11 protein-coding genes and 1 pseudogene are annotated in these 18443 nt (G+C 48.8%); 3 read left to right on the top strand and 9 right to left on the bottom strand.

What is annotated here, in order from left to right; genetic code table 11:
- The first annotated feature begins 157 nt into the window (after positions 1 to 157).
- Positions 158 to 898, top strand: a complete 741-nt coding sequence (locus AAH446_RS06135; protein WP_342905845.1) for a carbonic anhydrase — start codon at positions 158 to 160, stop codon at positions 896 to 898.
- A 1552-nt stretch (positions 899 to 2450) separates the two neighbouring features.
- On the opposite strand, the gene AAH446_RS06130 is transcribed toward AAH446_RS06135, so the two are convergent.
- On the bottom strand, positions 2451 to 2711 hold the full coding sequence (locus AAH446_RS06130) for a TraR/DksA C4-type zinc finger protein (RefSeq protein ID WP_342905844.1): 261 nt from the start codon (positions 2709 to 2711) through the stop codon (positions 2451 to 2453).
- Between the two features lie 1536 nt (positions 2712 to 4247).
- On the opposite strand from AAH446_RS06130, the gene AAH446_RS06125 reads away from it, so the two are divergent.
- The gene (locus AAH446_RS06125; RefSeq protein WP_342905843.1) at positions 4248 to 4538 is read left to right on the top strand and encodes a hypothetical protein; all 291 of its coding nucleotides are present in this window, start codon (positions 4248 to 4250) and stop codon (positions 4536 to 4538) included.
- A gap of 355 nt (positions 4539 to 4893) precedes the next feature.
- Here the strand turns inward: AAH446_RS06125 and AAH446_RS06120 are convergent, their stop codons facing one another.
- From AAH446_RS06120 to AAH446_RS06105, 4 genes are all read right to left on the bottom strand, one after another.
- Positions 4894 to 5169 carry a hypothetical protein gene (locus AAH446_RS06120; RefSeq protein WP_342905842.1) on the bottom strand — a complete coding sequence of 92 codons (276 nt, stop codon included), beginning with the start codon at positions 5167 to 5169 and terminating at the stop codon, positions 4894 to 4896.
- 983 nt (positions 5170 to 6152) lie between these two features.
- Complete coding sequence (locus AAH446_RS06115; protein WP_342905841.1) at positions 6153 to 7754, bottom strand: autotransporter outer membrane beta-barrel domain-containing protein; 1602 nt, start codon at positions 7752 to 7754, stop codon at positions 6153 to 6155.
- A 50-nt stretch (positions 7755 to 7804) separates the two neighbouring features.
- Entirely contained in the window at positions 7805 to 10303 is a 2499-nt protein-coding gene (locus tag AAH446_RS06110; RefSeq protein ID WP_342905840.1) for a S6 family peptidase, read from the bottom strand.
- A gap of 948 nt (positions 10304 to 11251) precedes the next feature.
- Positions 11252 to 11509 carry a putative hemolysin gene (locus tag AAH446_RS06105; RefSeq protein ID WP_342905839.1) on the bottom strand — a complete coding sequence of 86 codons (258 nt, stop codon included), beginning with the start codon at positions 11507 to 11509 and terminating at the stop codon, positions 11252 to 11254.
- A 706-nt stretch (positions 11510 to 12215) separates the two neighbouring features.
- Here AAH446_RS06105 and AAH446_RS06100 point away from each other — a divergent pair.
- Positions 12216 to 12527 (top strand): NirD/YgiW/YdeI family stress tolerance protein, encoded by a 312-nt coding sequence (locus tag AAH446_RS06100; protein WP_342905838.1) that lies wholly within the window; start codon positions 12216 to 12218, stop codon positions 12525 to 12527.
- A gap of 115 nt (positions 12528 to 12642) precedes the next feature.
- Here AAH446_RS06100 and AAH446_RS06095 read toward each other — a convergent pair whose 3' ends face one another.
- From AAH446_RS06095 to AAH446_RS06080, 4 genes and pseudogenes are all read right to left on the bottom strand, one after another.
- Positions 12643 to 13887, bottom strand: a complete 1245-nt coding sequence (locus AAH446_RS06095) for an HlyD family type I secretion periplasmic adaptor subunit (RefSeq protein WP_342905837.1) — start codon at positions 13885 to 13887, stop codon at positions 12643 to 12645.
- Entirely contained in the window at positions 13884 to 16160 is a 2277-nt protein-coding gene (locus AAH446_RS06090; RefSeq protein WP_342905836.1) for a type I secretion system permease/ATPase, read from the bottom strand. The genes AAH446_RS06095 and AAH446_RS06090 overlap by 4 nt, the downstream gene beginning before the upstream one ends.
- Positions 16161 to 16248: 88 nt before the next feature.
- A complete protein-coding gene (locus AAH446_RS06085; RefSeq protein ID WP_342905835.1) occupies positions 16249 to 17463 on the bottom strand; it encodes a TolC family protein in 1215 nt (404 codons plus the stop codon).
- Between the two features lie 400 nt (positions 17464 to 17863).
- Positions 17864 to 18443 (bottom strand): annotated as a pseudogene (locus AAH446_RS06080) (hypothetical protein); the annotation flags it as partial.

The raw sequence follows: 18443 nt of genomic DNA, 5'->3' as shown, positions 1-18443 counted from the left end.
AGTTTGTTTTACTGATTATAATTTCATTTATATCTTTCTCTTTTTGCATTAGCGGTACTGAGTAAGCGCTAAAAATAGCTTTTGGTTGCCGAAAGATTAACTTTTGCCTGGGTATTATCTCAGCAATTAAAGTTGACCTTATAATCAGGAGTAAATAATGCAACAGAACCACCCAGCGAAGCCTTCCCGCCGGAAGATCCTCAAACAAACGCTGGCAATTTCCGCCCTGTCGTTCACCGGTCTGGCAACCTTATCAGTGCCGACTATCTCTTTTGCAGCCTCGCTGAGCAAAGAAGAACGTGATGGTATGACGCCAGAGGCGGTCATTGAACGCTTTAAAGAGGGCAATCTGCGCTTTCGTGAAAACCGTCCGGTTAAACATGATTTTCTGGAGCAGAAACGCAGCAGTATTGCGGGTCAGTATCCGGCTGCCGTGATCCTGAGCTGCATCGACTCACGCGCGCCAGCGGAAATTGTGCTGGATGCTGGCATTGGTGAGACCTTTAACTCCAGGGTAGCGGGCAATATCAGCAACCGGGATATTCTGGGCAGTATGGAGTTCGCCTGTGCAGTGGCTGGGGCGAAAGTGGTGCTGGTCATGGGACATACGCGCTGCGGAGCGGTACGCGGCGCGATTGATAATGCTCAACTGGGTAACCTGACGGGCCTGCTGGATGAAATTAAACCAGCCATTGCAAAAACGTCGTACAGCGGTGAGCGTAAAGGCAGTAACTACGATTTCGTCGATGCTGTTGCGCGCAAGAACGTGGAATTGACCATCGAAAATATCCGTAAAAACAGTCCAGTACTGAAAGATCTTGAAGATCGTAAGAAAATCAAAATTGTTGGCAGCATGTATCATCTTGCTGGCGGTAAGGTCGAATTTTTCGAAGTATAACGCGATGTGCTCCCAGGCGTGAGGCGTTTAAAACGCGCATAAATAAGTATCCTCTGACGGCGGCGCCTTCGCCACTGGCTTATACGGGCAACCCAGGCGATTGCGCTTACTCAGGCTCGCCTGGGTTAATTTCACTGACTACGTTAAATGACTTCCTTAATGCGGCAGAGAACGTGCTGCTGGTCCATCTTTGCTAAGATATTCCACTGAGCACATGTTCTATCCCCCAGTGATACTCTTCCCATCCGCTATCGCTCTTCTCATCACTTTCCGTACAGCGTCAGCCCTTTTCCTTCAGCTAAACCTTTCTGCCGGCGATCCGCTCCTGTATTGATGGCACGATTAAGCCGCTGCAACAGGTCATTTTTTTGAAAAAATGAGAGCCGAAAGACTCATCATAAAACCATTCCTAATGTGAAAACAGATCACGGCAATATCATTACATTTCGCCATGCTGTTTAAAACATGTTAACTAAAATAGCCCCAGAGTGCTGAATTTTAACTTGCGTGGGATAATAAGAGAAGTTTAATGGACAGTTTACGATTGGAGATAGAACATTCTTATATGTTCAATGATAAAATTCACTTCATCTTGTCAGGTTATGACAATAACACACTTGTACAATGGCCGCTTATGTCGCATGCATATAACAGAACTAATAAAATCATCTGTCTCTGGGTACTGACAGGATTTTTTGTGTTTATTTTATTTTTGCATCATATTCATGCCGCATCCATGATTCACACGGCCAGTTGCCTCTTACATAAGGAACCGGACAACTATAAAGGGTGGTTTTCACATAGTGCACAACTGGTCTACCGGACATTATTCGAGACCTGTGAACATGACTACCGTTAGCATCAACGTTCAGATTTTATGTAAAATAAAATGCAGCAGTGAGCGCCACTCAAACAAAAGTAGCCACACCACATAACCCGCTGCACAGTAAAAAAGTAAAAATAGTACCACTCCCGTCACTTTCTCAGAGCATCGCACCTGAACAGACTCCAACCTGATTAATAAAAAATAAATATGAACGACATAGCCGATGCTGCACTTAACGTATCAGGCTCCGTATAATGAACAGTATCTGATACGAATTATCAATATCATGTCAACGCACTGCGTTGAATATTTTTATAATTTTAAGCCGCAATAAGATTCATTTAAACAGGGTTTATATTTCGTATGATGTAATAGTGTCATAAACGCCTCATTGCTGCTAACACGAACTAAAATAATTATGCAGCTTAAACCTGGCTGCGCTCCTTTTTCAGGAGCGTTTTTTTTACCTTAAATACGATTATTTCAGGCTGAACAGCATCCGTTATGGATGAAGGAACAGACACTGTCGGCCAGCATCCTGGCGGCAAAATTGCTTCCCTGTTTATCAGCAGCGGAAGATATATATCATGAATTCGCGCTTACTCTGGGAAAACTGCCCTGCCTTACCGAATCAAAAGTATAGCGCAACAGCCTGTTGTACCGTTGTGAACATACCGTTGGCGATGACAGCCCGGCGGACGGCAAATGCAGGAGCCTGAACAGGGGTCACACCACGTCATCTCCCGCTGCCCGGCCTGTTCCACCGTGAACCGACTGGCCGGTTCGTTCACGCAGCTCCAAAATTTCCTGACAGGTCACACAGGTCGTTACCGAGGGCAGCAGTTGCCGTCTTGCCGCCGGGATTTCTTCGTCACAGTTTTCACATGTCATGCGGCCGGGCTGGCTTAGCTGACTACGTATTACCGCTACTTTTATCTCCGCGTTGAGATCGATGACCTCCATCGCTTCATCAATAATATCTGCCATATCTGCGTTCTCCTTATTACTAACGTGAACGGCGCAATTTAGCCTCAGGCATGAAGCCGCTCGCGCTATGCACATTACCTGCACGCCCGATGCTGGATCATCATCAAGCCCGGGATTGCGCATTAACACACTCGTACCTCTGCCTCACCGTGTGATGCTTTTTTCTGGCCTTAATCCTGGCCGGCAGGTGACGCGACAATCATCCAGTATGTCGTATTGTCAGTGACGGCTCACTTGCCGTAGCGTACGGTTTTTTCATTAACGGATTCCCTGGTGAATATCATTACCTGCGCAACCGAAACGCTTTATCAATAAACCATTATTTATTTCATCCATAACCTGACAAACAGGCGCGAATCACAATACTTATGCGGCGGTTATAGCCTCTGATAAGTAAGTCTCCTCTTCGTAAAATGCTTGATAATTAAAATAATTATATTCAAATGGCATTCAGTGTGGGCGTTTTATTCCGCCCGTTATTTAACGAAAAATCTGAGCCACCATTCCTTGCTGCGGGGAATTAAACGATCGGTAAACCGATTTTTATGTTTTCGAACGACATGGCATCATTGGTTATAAAGCTTCATAATTTTTGTTAGATGAAATCACCCAAGCCGCCCACTTAGTACCAGCTTATAAATTATAAAAAACCAACCCTTACATGCGGTTACCAATCACAAAATTAGATCGCGTTGTAATACTTTGTTAAATAAACCTGTGAAAAGTTTTCACAAGACTGCGCTACTCATGTTTTCAAGAAGTTGCTATTAATCTCATTCAATATTATAAATTAATCACATCAATGCAAAGCGTGGTTTCTCCACAACGTGGCTTTCCCATTTTTACAGGGGCCTGCATAATTCCGACGCATGATTAATTTTTAAGTTACAGGGAATCAGACGAATGAAAGAAAGCACAGGGAACATGCATCAAGTCACTACCATTAATCAGTTGGACTGTATTATTTTAGAAACAAGCTGCCATTGTTCAGGCAAGGGCATTACATCAATGATTTTTGCAAGTACCACAGAGAAGAGACAACCAACCGGGCGTTACCGTAATTTGCGAAGGCGAGCCCGTGTACGTTAAGGCACTGGGATCCAGGTTCATCGAAATCTACCTGAGGACCCGTTCCGAATGTCAGCAGCATTCCTTCGTTTACGATAGAAAAAAAACGTGGCTGATAAAATTTTCCACTGCCGGGATGATAAACCGAACAGGCTTCATTCTTTTAAGCTTTACCAGCAGGCCTGCCTTCTGTGTAATTACAGGTTCTGAATCCGGCAACGATAGTACCCTTTATACTCCAGTTTAGAGGATGACTGCGGTCAGACAGTTGGGTCACCTGAATGCTCTGGCGCGATCCCATCACCATGGGCCGCCAACATCAGCATATAATCATAAACATCAATAAAATTACAGATTAAAAATCTAATTAACAGGCATTAACTTATTTAATGCTCCATTTGATTCGTTCTATATTACTCTTTTAGCAGGTTTACATCCCTATTCTTACCGGATTTTAAGGCGAGGTTTATGAAAATAAATTTTCACGATAATATAACGGCACTTCCACAATCTGAGTTACTGAATCGTGAGCAGTTAATCAAAAGGATAGGCTTTTATGGTTTTGTTGAATGTGGCTGCATCCTCAACTTTTTATACAATGTCTGTGAACATAATCCGGATCTTGCCGCCTATCGTTTTATACATGAAAAACTTAAAGAGTGTTTGTACAATCACTACAATGGATCATCAGAGTCTTATTTCAAAGAGTTAAAAAAACTTCAGGCTGAGATTGAGTATATTCTCTCAGTCTGTGAGTGAGGTATCTTTGTATAATTAACAGCAGAGTGCTACCCTCTTTTAGCATCTCATCGGGCTTTATCCGAAAAATTACCTACCCGCTTAACTATAAAGGCGACGCCACGACTGATTCATTTGATTTATGGCCCGCCTCATCCTCCACTCATGACGACACCAAAAAACTATCGGTGGTTGACGAGTTCATTATCGATACGGTTTGTTGATGCGCTTTTTCAGGCCAAATAATTCGGGTAGCTTGAATAGCCATGACCCCAGAGGAAAAAGCAGGAGCTGAAAGCAGAACTGCCAAAATGGTTAAAAAGGTTTCCCTGGAAAAAATTACAACCTTCCCAAACCTTAAGTTAATACATATAAATTAGCTTGCAGAAATCAGAATGCAATCCAGTTCGGACATTAGCTTACGTAGCGCAGAGTAATCCTGCTTCATATCATCATAGATAAACAGGAAACGGTTTATCCCTGCCCGGAGATATTGATAATCCGCAAGCTGGAGCTGTAAACCACATCGCTTGTCTAAAAAAACCACTAGCTCACCGAGCTGGGGAGGTGCATTTTTTAATCTTTCGATAAGTTCATCCTTGGACAGGACCATGGCCTCAGGCATACAGTTTAAAAAATTATTTTCCTTCATATTACATCCACTCAAAGTTATAAAATTAACTGGACGCAATATTAAAACCAGCAGGGTTAACCGTCAACGACGCCATATGATTTCGAATAGAAAAAATTTAACAAAAGAAAGGAGCCAAAAAAAATAAAAAAACTATTAATAAAATTAAATAAAAGTAAGAAATCAACAAATTGTAGCAAGTGAAAATAAAATTACCCCTTCTTAAATTAACAAACAAAAAACAATAATTAACCTTAATGATACAAATAACCCTGATTTTGTTTAAGGCTGATTTAGAATCGATCTCAGGCATAAAATCATGAACAGCATTGATGAAATCATTTTTCTGTGGGGAGGTTTTAAAGATTCTTTCTGGATCGAAAAACGACTTGCGTGACGTCGAACAGACGTTGTGCGGCAGTGGGCATAGCTAACAAAGGGGCTATCTGATGGGTGCCTGGTATGGCTTACAGTGAACCTGATAGACTATTTGGGGGGGAACTATCGCATTCAGTCGAGCCCCGTCACCAGGTGTGAATTACTTCATTAACGATAAGAATAAAATGACGCCACCGCTCCAAAAGAGGGTGCAAAAAAACAGCAACAGCCACCAGGTCCTACTACGTGAATAATTTTTACTTACGAATCTCATCTTATACCCTTTGAATCGGTAAAATTAAAAAGCTTCTTACAGGGAAATAATTATTGAACCTCTCCTCACAAAGAATAAACCGGCGTCACTAAACCTGACATAAACCACTTCACAACTGGCAGGTTGGCTTTTTATTTATATCAATTTTCAGATACAATTTATTATGCCTTATTTAATTCGATCGTCAGAAAATCAGAACCTACGAAAGTCACCCCTCGCCTTTGTGTATATTAAAAACACCGACGAGTAATAAGAAGATTTCCTGAATGTGAAATGCAAAGAAAATATACCGGTTCGTAAATATAAAAGGTCAAAAAAGAGAGCATCATCCCAGATGATGCTCTGATAATGGTTAGAAGTGATAAGAAAGTCCGACTACGCCGCTGTAGTCTGTTTTAAACTCACCGCTAAAACTGCTTTCCGCCTTTGCATTTAAGGAGAGTGATGGCGTAATTATGCCTTCTATACCTATCTTTGCACGATAGCGGTTATCGGACCAGGCATCATATTGGCGCTTTGACTGACGATCCGCGAGCGTTGTTTCAGGGCCATTTTTACCTGGAGAATACTGGTACGTCACAGATGTAAACAGGTTCACATTTTCGAGTCCGGTGCCCAGACCATATTTTTGCACCATAACGCCAGCGTTGCCGTAATAAACGTTGCCAGAGCTGAGAGACACCTCAGCATCATCTCCCTGAAGGGAATAACCTGAAAGTACGCCTCCGCTGACGCCAATAAACGGGGAAACCCTGATGGTGTCGCTAGCGAATCTAAACTGATAGCCTGTTCTCAGACCACCAGCCAGCATATGGCTATCCGGTTTTTTTCCGTTAATACCTAGTGCCGGATCCAGGGTTAACTCCTGTTTCAGGTACATGAACTGACCCGCAGCATCTGCAAACCATCCGTTATCCGACTGCCATGAGTAATAGCCTCCCAGGGTGGCCAGACGGTGGTTTTCTTTCCCTTTACCTTCGATCTGCCCCTGAGTGTAGCTGGCGCTCAGCCCCGCTATCTGGGTTCCTTCCTGCCGATCCCACCCAAGATTCAGGGTTTGCTGACTGGCATTCAGGCCGAGGAAACGCCCTTTCCTTTGCTCAAGCGTACCCCACGAACCGCTGCTGCCCGGCGAAGTCCTCAGGCTGTCTGTCCGGCTATGCAACTGGCTGACCGCTTCACTAAAGATATACTGCCGCGAGGCCATCATTGCACGCGTATCCTGAATAAGCGGCTGGTTATCATAAATGGTAAACCAGTCATCCGGGTTGAATGCCGGCTTTTCCGCTGTATCCGTCCGGTCGGCTGACGCTTCAGGATCCGTTTTTTCTTCCTTGCCCTGACCATTTGACTCACCTGGTGTAGTATTGCCCTGGGTTTGCGAGTCAATCCCCGTATCTGGTTTAGTCTCTCCCTGTGCCGGCACATCCATGTCCGTATCCGGGATGCTATTACCTTCTTCTGGCGTATCTGCGCCTGTATCCGGGATGGTATTCCCTTCTGCCGGCGTATTTGTGCCCGCATCCGGGACGGTATTCCCTTCTGCCGGCGTATCTGCGCCTGTATCCGGGACGGTATTCCCTTCTGCCGGCGTATCTGCGCCTGTATCCGGGACGGTATTCCCTTCTGCCGGCGTATCTGCGCCTGTATCCGGGACGGTATTACCTTCTGCCGGCGTATCTGTGCCGATATCCGGGACGGTATTACCTTCTGCCGGCGTATCTGTGCCGATATCCGGGACGGTATTACCTTCTGCCGGCGTAACCGGAGCCGCATCCGGTGTGGCAGGCTTGTCAGGAATTTCCGGCTCTACGGTCTGGTTATGCTTAAGCACCCAGGTCACCCGTCCACCTTCCTCCTTTACCTGATAATTTGGCGTATAAACACTGAAGCCGCTGTAGCTATCCGCAAAAGAGAAATAGTCATGCGCGGTGCCCGCTGGCGCATCAACCATCACCAAATCCTGAGTAAGCGCAACCGGCTCTTCAGCGTCAACTAACAGGCTTACATCCAGTAAATTATTGCCCCCCTGGCCGAATTTTTGATGGTAAGCAGATCGCTTTCCAGCGAGGCTGGTTTTATGCCTGACATCAGCCGCAGACCCGAAGCATCAAGCGAATCCACGCTGAGGGTTTTCGCCTGCCACGTTCCTGCCGGCACCATGGAAAGCATGGCTCCGCTCTGCGCCTGCAATTCACTGATATGACTGTTGCCGGTCATCTGCCAGTTGGCATCCTTGTTCAGCGTCATGCGTGTCGTACCGGATGAAGTAACCGCGCCCTGGTAATTCACTTTACCCAGATAGAGGCTGGCATTATTCGCCAGTTGAACATCGCCCACCACCTGACTTGCAGGCAGGAGCGACAGCGCAAGAGTATCGCGCTGAGGCTGACCACAGGTGGCGTCATCCTGATAAATAACGGCATAACAGCGCCAGCTCTTTTCATCTGCCCGGCCGCTGTCGTTGTAGCCGAAAGCGAGGCGTGCCGACTCGTCAGCGATAATGCTGGCCTGTACGCGGGCATATTCGCCCACCTGAAAATGCGCGCCTTTACCCACGCTGATTTCGCTGGCGTTAAACAGCGACGTCGCCCAGTCATCATCAATAACAACGCCACCCGCATGCGCAACCGGCTGACCGGAAAGAATCAGCGTCCCGTTATCAACGGTGAGATTGCCATTCAGGTTCATGCCACCCGTCAGCGCCGTTATCGCCGTGACATTCTCCGGCTGCAAGGTGACGTTCATCGCTCCATTAACTGCCGCTTCTTCAGTTTCCCCCAGAAAGCCGCGAAAAACCTGCTGGTTTAACTGGGCTAAACGGGAATTCACCACTGCACTGGCATCTGTTCCCAGATAGGTCCAGGTTGAGGTTGAACTTTTATCCGTCGGGAAATACCAGTAAGACTGAGTATTCAGCTGGAAATATTCGGTCTCTTTTGTGTACGGGTTGTTGTAAACATAAATTGAACCCGGCGTCCCCTGAGGATTACTGCTACTGAACTTATTTAGCGCGACATCGGCAGTGCCGTAGCCAGAGAGGGTCAGATTCGCGCTTTGATCGGGGCTATGGTTAACCAGCACTGCGCCGCTGTCGGTATGGTTGATTTTTTTAAAGCTCAACGCGTTACCCTTCAAATCCAGCTTGCCGCCGCGGTAGCCAAAGAAGATATTGCTGGTTGCAACCTGTTCCGCATCCTGAAGGACCACTGTCGGACGACCGCTGACTAAAGTGACCGAGGAGAAAGCCTGCTTATTTCCCGAAGCATCCTCACGCTGATCGAGGATCACCGTGCCATCGCCCACATTGAGACTGCCGGCGTTAATACCTTCTGCATTGATATGCAGCGTTCCCGCGCCGATTTTATGCAGTGCGTCATCAGCCAGACCATTAACCTGCCAGAGCACCTCTTTGCCTGCGTCAACCTCGACGCCTCCCCCGACCCAGGTTGCCTTCAGACCGTCAGCTGCTTTCACCGTGTAATTATTGGAAAACTGCAGCTTACCCGCGCCCATATTGACGGAGGTATTAAGCATAATCGGACCGCCGGCACCGTTAAAGCGTAAATCTTTGGTGGCATCCAGTTCATCATTGCTGGCGGCAGAAGGCGCAATCTCAGCGTAAGCGGCATCCAGTCCACGCCAGGCCCAGGCGATATCCTGTTGCGTTATCGCCTCTTTATTCCAGTAAAGAGGGCCCTTACCTGCAACATCAACCACATCAGGAGAGGTGTTTGCGGCAATGATGTTCTGAATATAACCATCAGGAATGTATTCCCAGATGCTGGTTTCACTGGTGATTTTGTCATCCACGACGGCCCCGTGCAGGACGCCTGCAATTTTCCATTTTTTATCCTGCTCGTCGTACACCATAATCGGGCTGCCGCTGTCTCCCCCCATGGTGCCAATTGAGAGCGGAGAAGTCAGTGAATTATCCGCGCCATAACTGGTTGCCCGGAGGGATGAGGCATTCAGCGCAACAGCTCCGGCGTTGATGGTACCGCCACTCACCCAGTTATAAGCTCCGCTCAGCGTAATACGTTCTGATTCATCATCACTGACCTGGCTTTGCGTACCGCCTCCGACGCGGGTGTACCAGCTGTAGCGAGCGGTATCACCTTTGCGTATTTCTGATTTTTCTACCGCCTCAACAGCAACGGCGTCCGTCACGACCTTATTCAGGCGCGGCAGGTGAAAATCTTCTTCTGCGAGAGGTGATTCATTACGATTAATAAGCGTGTAGGTTGCGCCATACTGCGCGCCGTTACCAAATCCCACCGTTTGATAACCGGTGTTATGGCGGGCGCTGGCAAGGTAAGAAGGCGCAATAAGGGTGCTGTATCCATAATTCGCCACCATACCGAAATCGGGCATGGCAAAATCAAGATAGCCCGACAGCGCTCCCTCTTTTTTGTATACCGGTAAGTTGCTGGCGCCGACTGTATACTTACCCAGGTTTTCCGCGAAATCACGGTATTCCTGGACATCGACATCGTTACGCATAATACCTGCATAGGATTTTGTGCAGATAAATACCGTGCAGCAAATTGCTGCTTTCCCGAAGTATTTCAATTAATCACCCTCAATAAAAAAACATTTAAGAAAGGACTTTTATAATCAAAGAAATACTACCATCAGAAAAACAGCCACCTGTAATTAACTTCCCTTGGTTTGTTGATTGAGATCAAATACATCATTAAAGGCGCCTGAAAAAAAGCAACATCATGATTATAAAAATAATTATAACTATTACAAAAATGGAATGTAGTTTGTTGATTTATTAAAAATATATTAATAATAAAATAACGCTTAATCTGCTAATTAAATTTTAGCTGACGTCAAAATTATTTTCAGCCCACTATATTATTACTGAACTTTACATTTATAAAGATTAATATTTAGACGGGAAATTTAATAAAGAAAACATAGCCCCTCTGCCATTTATTTACATAAATCAGCATTGAATAAATCAATAACCGTATGGATGGTTTTTTAAGAGCCTTACTTTTATTTTCTTCAGCGCTGAACTGCCCTCAGGTGGAAACGGCTCTGGCTTTACCTGATTGACTGGGGCTCGATATATACGCTTTGCCTATGTCACGCCGCTTACATATGGCCTTTTACGCCGACCGGCGTTCCTGCCTGTGCTGGGTAGCGAGACGCGTTTTGCTGCATACAAGGTCTGTATAGGATGCGGTTTTATGATCGGATGCGAATAACGTCGTGCTTCACCACTCCTCCTGCCGGACAGTAACAGCCACTATTTACGTGCAAACAGAGCGACAGAGTGGCGAATTTTTCCAGTAATGGTGTGTCTTGCAGGAAGGCGATAACAGCGGACAGAGCGCGCCACCGTACGGGATCGCGGGCACAATCCACCGGAAAACAGGAGTAGCCCGCCAGCAGCTTAAGCCGGTGCAATAGCGCCGGCAGGTTGAATGAACGACCAGCTTAGTTGGTTTTCGCCTTCTCTGGGTGATCCCGGTGATAAAGCGCCCACTGCTCAATCCGTTCTCCGGAAGGCAGCGTACAGTAGCTGGTTGTACCGGCATCCGTTTTAATCTGCGATGGCTTTCCGTTTACCTGAAGGCACCAGTCGGCAGCCGGATTATGCATCGTTAAACGCGACGGTGCGGCTTCCTGTTGCGAACAGGCGGTGAGCATCACGCCTGCCAGCACGATGCCTGAATGTATTTTGGTGATTTTCATCGAATGATCTCCTGATAGGATTTTCTTTCAGCATAGCGTAAACAACTTAACGGCCGGTCGCCTGACGGCCAGAGAAAGGGTGCAGACATACTCACCGTCGCCGCTACCGGGTTTTTAGTCATTCTCTGTTAACGCTGGCCAGCACTTTGTTATTTAACCTGTCCTGAATGTTTTAATATCTGAAGCCTGAACTTTATCAAATAGCCGGTTAATACCGCTTCAACGCGCGCTTTTAAATTTTCTTTGGTGCCCCAATCCACTATGGTTGAAAAAGTAAATACTCCAGAAAAATGACAGGTGTGAATAAAATTAACAATATTACAGACTTGACAATGACCGCATCGCCTTAATTTTCAAAGGAAAACGTAATTAATGAAGGGTACGATATCAATCAATGTTAAAAAGGCCACTTCCCTGCCACCTTTACATAATTCAGCGTCCCCTGGCATAATCCTGCCAGCGTTAATAAAGTATCCGTCATAACGAGTCACCTCGATCCCGTACCCAATTAATTCCGTTTATCTGATGGCCGCGCAGGCTTTTACCTTAAGCCTCCGCGACAGCAATCACACTCTCTTTATGGAAGCTGACAGGGTAGACGGCGACCGCTTTAATCAGCACCAGATTAATACGGGCTATCGGTTTAGTTTTTAAGTTTCAACCAGCTACATGACGAAGCTGTATCTCTTCATTAAAGGAGTAGTAAATGAAAAGAACGTTATTGATCCTCCTTACCCTGCTGGGTTCAACATCGGCCTTTGCCCGCCAGGAGGTCACCGTCGCACAGGCCAAAAAAATGCATGACGATCGTCATGTGGCCCTGACGGGGACGATCAGCGGGCGGGCTGATGACGATCGCTACTGGTTGCAGGATTCGACCGGACGTATTCGTATTGATGTGGATGACGACGATGACGACCGTTATCTGGTCGGTAAGAAAGTGCGGGTAACAGGCGAAGTTGACCGGAACGATCGTCATACCGAAATCAGCGTCGATAATGTCTATATCCTGAAGTAACCTTTTATTAGTTGAGTAAAGCCAGCGCCAACGCTGGCTTTTTTACATCTGCATTATGGCTGCAAAAAAGCACGCCTTCCTTCCGGGTTAGCGTGCCTTTCCTTTTCAACCGTGCTTACTTCTCGCGAAACGCCTCCTGCACACGCAGTAATGGACGCAGCAGATATTGCAGCAGGCTCTTCTCACCCGTGCGGATATCTACCGTCGCGGTCATGCCGGGGATTACCCGCAGCTCCTGACTGCCGCTTTTAGTCAGCGTATTACTTTTCGTCAGCACCATTACCCGATAATAGGTGTCATCTGCGCCTGGTCGCCGTGCGCCTTTATTCTCCTCATCCTTCAGGGCTCCCGGACTGATGCTCTGTACGCGCCCTTCCAGGCCGCCGTAGATGGAATAGTCATAGGCGGAAATTTTTACCACGGCTTCCTGTCCCGGGGCCAGAAAAGCAACGTCCGAAGGACGGATGTGCGTTTCGACCAGCAGCTGGTCATCAAGCGGCGTGACTTCCATAATGGCTGCGCCGGGCTGGATCACTCCGCCGAGCGTGTTGATCTTGATGCTGTTAACGATCCCCCGCACCGGCGTACGCACTTCGGTACGTTCCAGCGTGTCATGCCGCCCCAGCGCGGTCTCCTGAAGACTGGTCATTTCGACCTCGACTTTCGACAGCTCATCGTTGGCTTCATTACGATAGCGGTTTTGCCGTTCGGTGATCTGTAATTCAGCATCGTTGGCCTGCCGCTCAAGCTTCAGCACCTCCGTTTTAGAGAGTAATGATTTAGCTGAAAGCTCTCGCGCCATCGCCAGCTCTTTAAGCAATAACGTTTTTGACTTCAGGTAGCCGGCCAGAGATTCATCCAGGGCGCGTTTACGCAGCTTCCACGCATCGGTTTCCCGCGTAACTAACTCAGGATCCTTCATGACCTCGGGCGGGAAAGTCAGATCGTTTCCTGTCGCCTCCGCTTCCAGGCGGGCAGCCTGCGCTTTAAGCGCCAGCAGGCGATTCGCGCTCTCGCGAAAGGAGGCTTCCGCCCTTGTCGGGTCGATCTTGGCCACAACCTGCCCTTTCTCAACGGTGTCACCTTCACGCACCATCAGCTCCTGCAAAATCCCGCCTTCCAGGCTTTGCAGTACCTGTTCACGAGAGCTTGGTACGATTTTGGCCGTACCGGTGGTCACTTCTTCAATATTGAAGTTGGCCGCCCAGAGCAGCATCAGCACCATCAGCGACACGCCGCCCCAGGCAATATAAAGCCACCCTTCCCAGCGATCCTGGCGCGCAGCCTGCACCATCTCACTGGCTACTGCTCCGGACAGGTTTTGCTTTTTACGTTTACCGCCAGAGGATAATTTACTCATGCTGTCACCTCTTCAGACTGGCGCGGGCTTTCCGCAGGGATCTCGATACCGGTGGGCCTGGCTGCGGTACGCAGCACAGAAGCTGCCGGGATCTTCCCACTGTTTAACAGGCCGATAATCTCGTCACGCGGGCCATCAGCAACCTTGATCCCCTCATCCATGACAATGACCCGATCGACATACTTCAGAACCGCCGGGCGATGCGTCACAATAATCACGGTTCGATCTTCCATGGCGGGGATCAGCGCCTGAAGGATCATGCGCTCGGATCCCATATCCATACCCGAGGTCGGCTCATCCAGCAGCAGCACATCGGGACGTGACAGCACCGCACGCGCCAGCGCTATCGCCTGTTTTTGACCGCCCGAGAAGTTTTCACCGCGCTCGCTGACCGGCATGCCAAATCCCATCGGATGAGTCGCAACTATATCGCTGACCCCGGTCATTCTGGCCACCTCCATCAGCTCTTCATCGCTGGCAAAGGGCGCGCCCATCACCAGATTGTCACGCAGGGTGCCAAACATAAAACGGGGTTCCTGATTGACCAGCGCAATACGGGTACGCAGCTCAACCGGTTCAACCTGACCGATATCCACGCCGGCGATGGTGATCGTGCCCGCCGTAGGCGGATAGAGACCGACCAGCAGACGCAGCAGGGTCGATTTTCCGCTGCCCATCTTGCCGAGAATGGCGACGCGTTCGCCCTGGCGGAACCGGACATCAAGTTGCTCAACCACGGCGGGCAGATCGTCTTTATAGCGTAAGGTCAGCCCTTCACAGACGATTTCGGTCTGGCTGCCCTGGGGGAGCTGTACATAGACTTTCTCTTTTTCACGTTCGGTGGGCGCCTGCATCACCTTATTGAGGATCGCCAGCGACGTTTTCGCCTGCTGGATGCGTAACCCCAGCGCCGCGAGCGTCGCAATAGGCATGATGGCGCGTCCCATCAGCGTCATGGTGGCGATAATCCCGCCCATGGAGATATCTCCGTCCCCAACCAGATACGCGCCCCAGACCAGCAGGATCACCGTACCGAACTGCTGAGTAGTCTGAATGACGCTCGATCCCATGGTGGCGAGAAAGCGCGATTTCATGTTCACCGAGGAGAGTTTGACGCTGGCGAGATCATGTTTCGAGGCCACAAGGTTTTCAGCACGCAGCACTTTGATCGTTTCAAGATTGTCCAGCGATTCAATCACCAGCCCGTAACGGTTACTACCGATTTTCATTGACTCTTCAGAGTGACGTTTTAACGGGATCTGCATCAGCAGCACCATCGCCACAATCACCAGCAAGATCAGAATGACACACCAGACAAGGGGGCCAGCAACGAGGTGAATAACCACCAGAAACAGTAATACAAAAGGCAGGTCGGCAACGGTGGTAAGCGCCGCCGAGGTGGTCAGCTCACGTACGCTGTCGAAGCTCTGCATAACGTTGCCAAAGGCGCCGCTTGACTGCGCACGGTTCGACATTTTTCCATTCAGTACGTGACGAAACAGCTGTGCACCCAGCACGAGATCGATCTTTTTACCGGCGCGATCGGTGATCCAGGCCCGGCCCAGGCGGGCGGCCAGTTCGAACAGTAACGCCAGCGTCACGCCAATCGCCATGGTCCAGAGCGTGACGTAGGTTTGATTGGGCAGCACCCGGTTATAGACCGTCATGGTGAAAATCGACATCGCCAGCACCAGCAGGTTGATCACCACCGACAGCGCGGCAGCCTCATAGATATAGCGCTTGAAGCCCCATAACGTGTGCCAGAACCAGTGTCCCTCACCGACGTGAACAATGTCATCGGCACGGTGGTCCAGATACGATTTCGGCCGCAGCAACAGAAGCTCGCCGCTATAATGCTGAGCCAGACGGGCAAAATCGACCTCGACCGGCTGACCGCCCAGCGCGGGATCGATAATGGCGCACTTCTTTTCGCTACACTGCGTCAGCACGCAGTAGCCTGTTTCCAGCCGCATCACCGCCGGCAGCACAAAGCTTTTCACATCCGCAAGATCAATCTGCTGCCAGGCCGCACTGATGCCGCGGCTCTGTAGTGCCCGCAGCGCCCACTGGTTTTGAGCGGAAGTATCGTCATGGGGAGGAAAAGCGGGCATATCAGCACGCAGTGCATTCAGCGTCAGGCGAACGTCAAATAGCCGTAGCGCGTTTTGCAGAGCAAGCAGCAGAGTTTCCTGCGTCTCTGGCCGCGATTTGGGGATAGCCCGGCTTTCAGCGTTCGGTTCAGCGCTCTCAGGCTCAAGATGAATTTCAGTCACGGTGTTGTCCTCTGGACAGCTCATTCATACAGGCGTGGCGGACGTTGAGCTGCCGCCATGCACAGCGTTCGTTATTCTTCAGGCGGCGTTACTGCACTGCCTGAATCGTGTTGGCAGGCAATGTGTTCACTTTTTGTGCCAGATCGCTCATTTTTCCCAGCGCCGCGACAATTTGCCATTGGGCCGCCAGGTACTGCATCTGCTGTTCCTGATAACTGGCCAGGCTGGTGTAATAATCCGTCGCAAATGAGATAAGATCGGTTAAGGGCCTTTGACCGGCAAAGAACTGCACTTCTCCCGCTTTCCAGGTTTGAAGCGCCGTTTCCGACTGCCTTTGCAGGGCGTTGATCTGTCGCTCACGCAAAGGTAATGAAACCCACAGCTGGTCAAGCTGCTGCTTTAATGAGCGCAACGTGGCGTCCTGTTCCGCCTCAGCGGCGATCAGACGTTGTGTTTCAGCTTTGGTATTCGCTCTCCCGCTACCGCCATCCCAAAGGTTAATATCGCTGCTTACCTGTAACGTGACGGCTTTGAACGGCTCCATTTCACCGTTGCGTTTCGGGCTGTCCAGACTCAGCTGCACGCTCCATTTTGGCCGGTTCCATTTTGATGCCAGATCCACGGCGGCTTTTGCCATCTCTTTCTGTTCGCGCGAAACGGCCCAGTTTGGGTTTTCCTTAAGGACCTGCCGCGCCTGATCCAGCGAGGCGGGCAAGAGACCTGCCTTTTTCAAATCGGGAAGATCGCGGGAGAGAACAATCTCCCTGTTTAATAGCGCACTGAGCTGCTGCAATGCCTGCTGGTAGCTGGTGTTGCTCATCTCGCGACTGGCGATGACCGCATTGAGACGGGTAGCGACCTGATTAATTTCTGAGGCTCTGCCGCTATCGATTCTGGCTATACTCTGCACCCGGTTTAACAGGTTCTGGAGTGCCGCAATTTCTTTATCCAGCACCGCGACAACTTTGGCGTTAGTGGCGGCCGAGGTGAACAGAGAAAGTACCTGCTGATTAAGGTTTTCGCGTGTCACATTAATTTGCGCCTGCTGCATAGAATAAGCAGCCTCTTTTCCGGCGACGCTGGCATCGGTACGACCATGATCGTAAAGTAACTTACTGATGGAAATATGAGGTGACAGGGGGTTATTTTCATTGCCGGGCTGACCTGAATAGCCTACGGCGCTTACGCCTGTACTGACCTGAAAACCGTCAGCCGCCTTAGCCTGCTCAATATCATAATAGGCGCCTGCGCTGTTCGAAAATGCCGATCGTACTGAAGGGTGATCGGCCGTCATACGAATCATATCAATAAAATCCGTTGCGCTGGCATTAAATACGGGATTTATAAATAGCAACCCCACGATAAAATGGCGCAACGTAAATGTGTATTTTGCTGCAAACAAGGTTGTCTTCATAGTTAACTCAAAAATAACAAGTGAAGTGGGTTGGCTATTTATCCTGCCGCCTGAACCCGTCTGCGACAGGACACTGTTGTAACCGCCCACAGTGTCATTTAACAACGTTAATTCTGCAAAATTGCCATATATAGGTTTTTAATCCTGACATGGCACCTTTATTTATAACTATATTTTACAAGGAGTGACCCCCGCCCATGCCGGTGCATGGGCGGGAGTTTATGCAATAGTCTGTTCTCTGACCGACTGCGACAGAGAACGGGCGGTGACCGAAGCCACCGCCGGCGGGTCAGATAACATTTAAGCCATGCTGGATTAACAGCTTGACGGTAGTGTCATCATTATTGGTATAGACATCGTAATTCACGCCATTTTCATTTTGTGATGTTGAAACGGTCCATTCCGATTTATTGATATTGACAGTATCACTCACATTATTGCTGTTTGAGTTACCCACATCACCGGTAATATGTAACGTATTTGCCTCACTACCATTATCTTTGGTCATTTCGAGTACGTCACTGGCGCTAATGACTAAGGTTTGCGCCGTGTTATTCCCCATGTGAATAGTTTCAACTCCGCTAATTTTGTTTGAGACCGTGCCAAGCTCTAAATCGTTATTAGAATCCCAGACCAGCGTGTCGTGACCTTCCCCTCCTTTAATGCTTGTGAAATTAGTGCTGTTGATCACAATCGTGTCATCACCCTCTTTCGCATCGACGGAGTTCGCGCCACGGGCATCCAGCACATCATTACCGGCCGTACCATTGAGATCGTACTGCGCAGGATGATATTCAATCTGCGTCGCACCGCTCTCCGTGGTCAGTCCCAGCGTCTCATTCAGGTCGATTAAGCGACCTTTGATAGCG

Origin of the sequence: Erwinia psychrophila (assembly GCF_039023475.1) — a bacterium.
In the GTDB taxonomy this organism is placed as follows: Bacteria; Pseudomonadota; Gammaproteobacteria; order Enterobacterales; family Enterobacteriaceae; genus Erwinia.
Note: the sequence above shows the minus strand (reverse complement) of the source record. Positions and strands in the feature narration are given on the sequence as shown.

What these genes read in the sequence shown, in the direction of transcription:
- AAH446_RS06135 (WP_342905845.1), top strand. Translation starts at nt 158, where the DNA reads ATGCAACAGAACCACCCAGCGAAGCCTTCCCGCCGGAAGATCCTCAAA.
- AAH446_RS06130 (WP_342905844.1), bottom strand. Translation starts at nt 2,711, where the DNA reads ATGGCAGATATTATTGATGAAGCGATGGAGGTCATCGATCTCAACGCG.
- AAH446_RS06125 (WP_342905843.1), top strand. Translation starts at nt 4,248, where the DNA reads ATGAAAATAAATTTTCACGATAATATAACGGCACTTCCACAATCTGAG.
- AAH446_RS06120 (WP_342905842.1), bottom strand. Translation starts at nt 5,169, where the DNA reads ATGAAGGAAAATAATTTTTTAAACTGTATGCCTGAGGCCATGGTCCTG.
- AAH446_RS06115 (WP_342905841.1), bottom strand. Translation starts at nt 7,754, where the DNA reads ATGGTTGATGCGCCAGCGGGCACCGCGCATGACTATTTCTCTTTTGCG.
- AAH446_RS06110 (WP_342905840.1), bottom strand. Translation starts at nt 10,303, where the DNA reads ATGCGTAACGATGTCGATGTCCAGGAATACCGTGATTTCGCGGAAAAC.
- AAH446_RS06105 (WP_342905839.1), bottom strand. Translation starts at nt 11,509, where the DNA reads ATGAAAATCACCAAAATACATTCAGGCATCGTGCTGGCAGGCGTGATG.
- AAH446_RS06100 (WP_342905838.1), top strand. Translation starts at nt 12,216, where the DNA reads ATGAAAAGAACGTTATTGATCCTCCTTACCCTGCTGGGTTCAACATCG.
- AAH446_RS06095 (WP_342905837.1), bottom strand. Translation starts at nt 13,887, where the DNA reads ATGAGTAAATTATCCTCTGGCGGTAAACGTAAAAAGCAAAACCTGTCC.
- AAH446_RS06085 (WP_342905835.1), bottom strand. Translation starts at nt 17,463, where the DNA reads ATGATTCGTATGACGGCCGATCACCCTTCAGTACGATCGGCATTTTCG.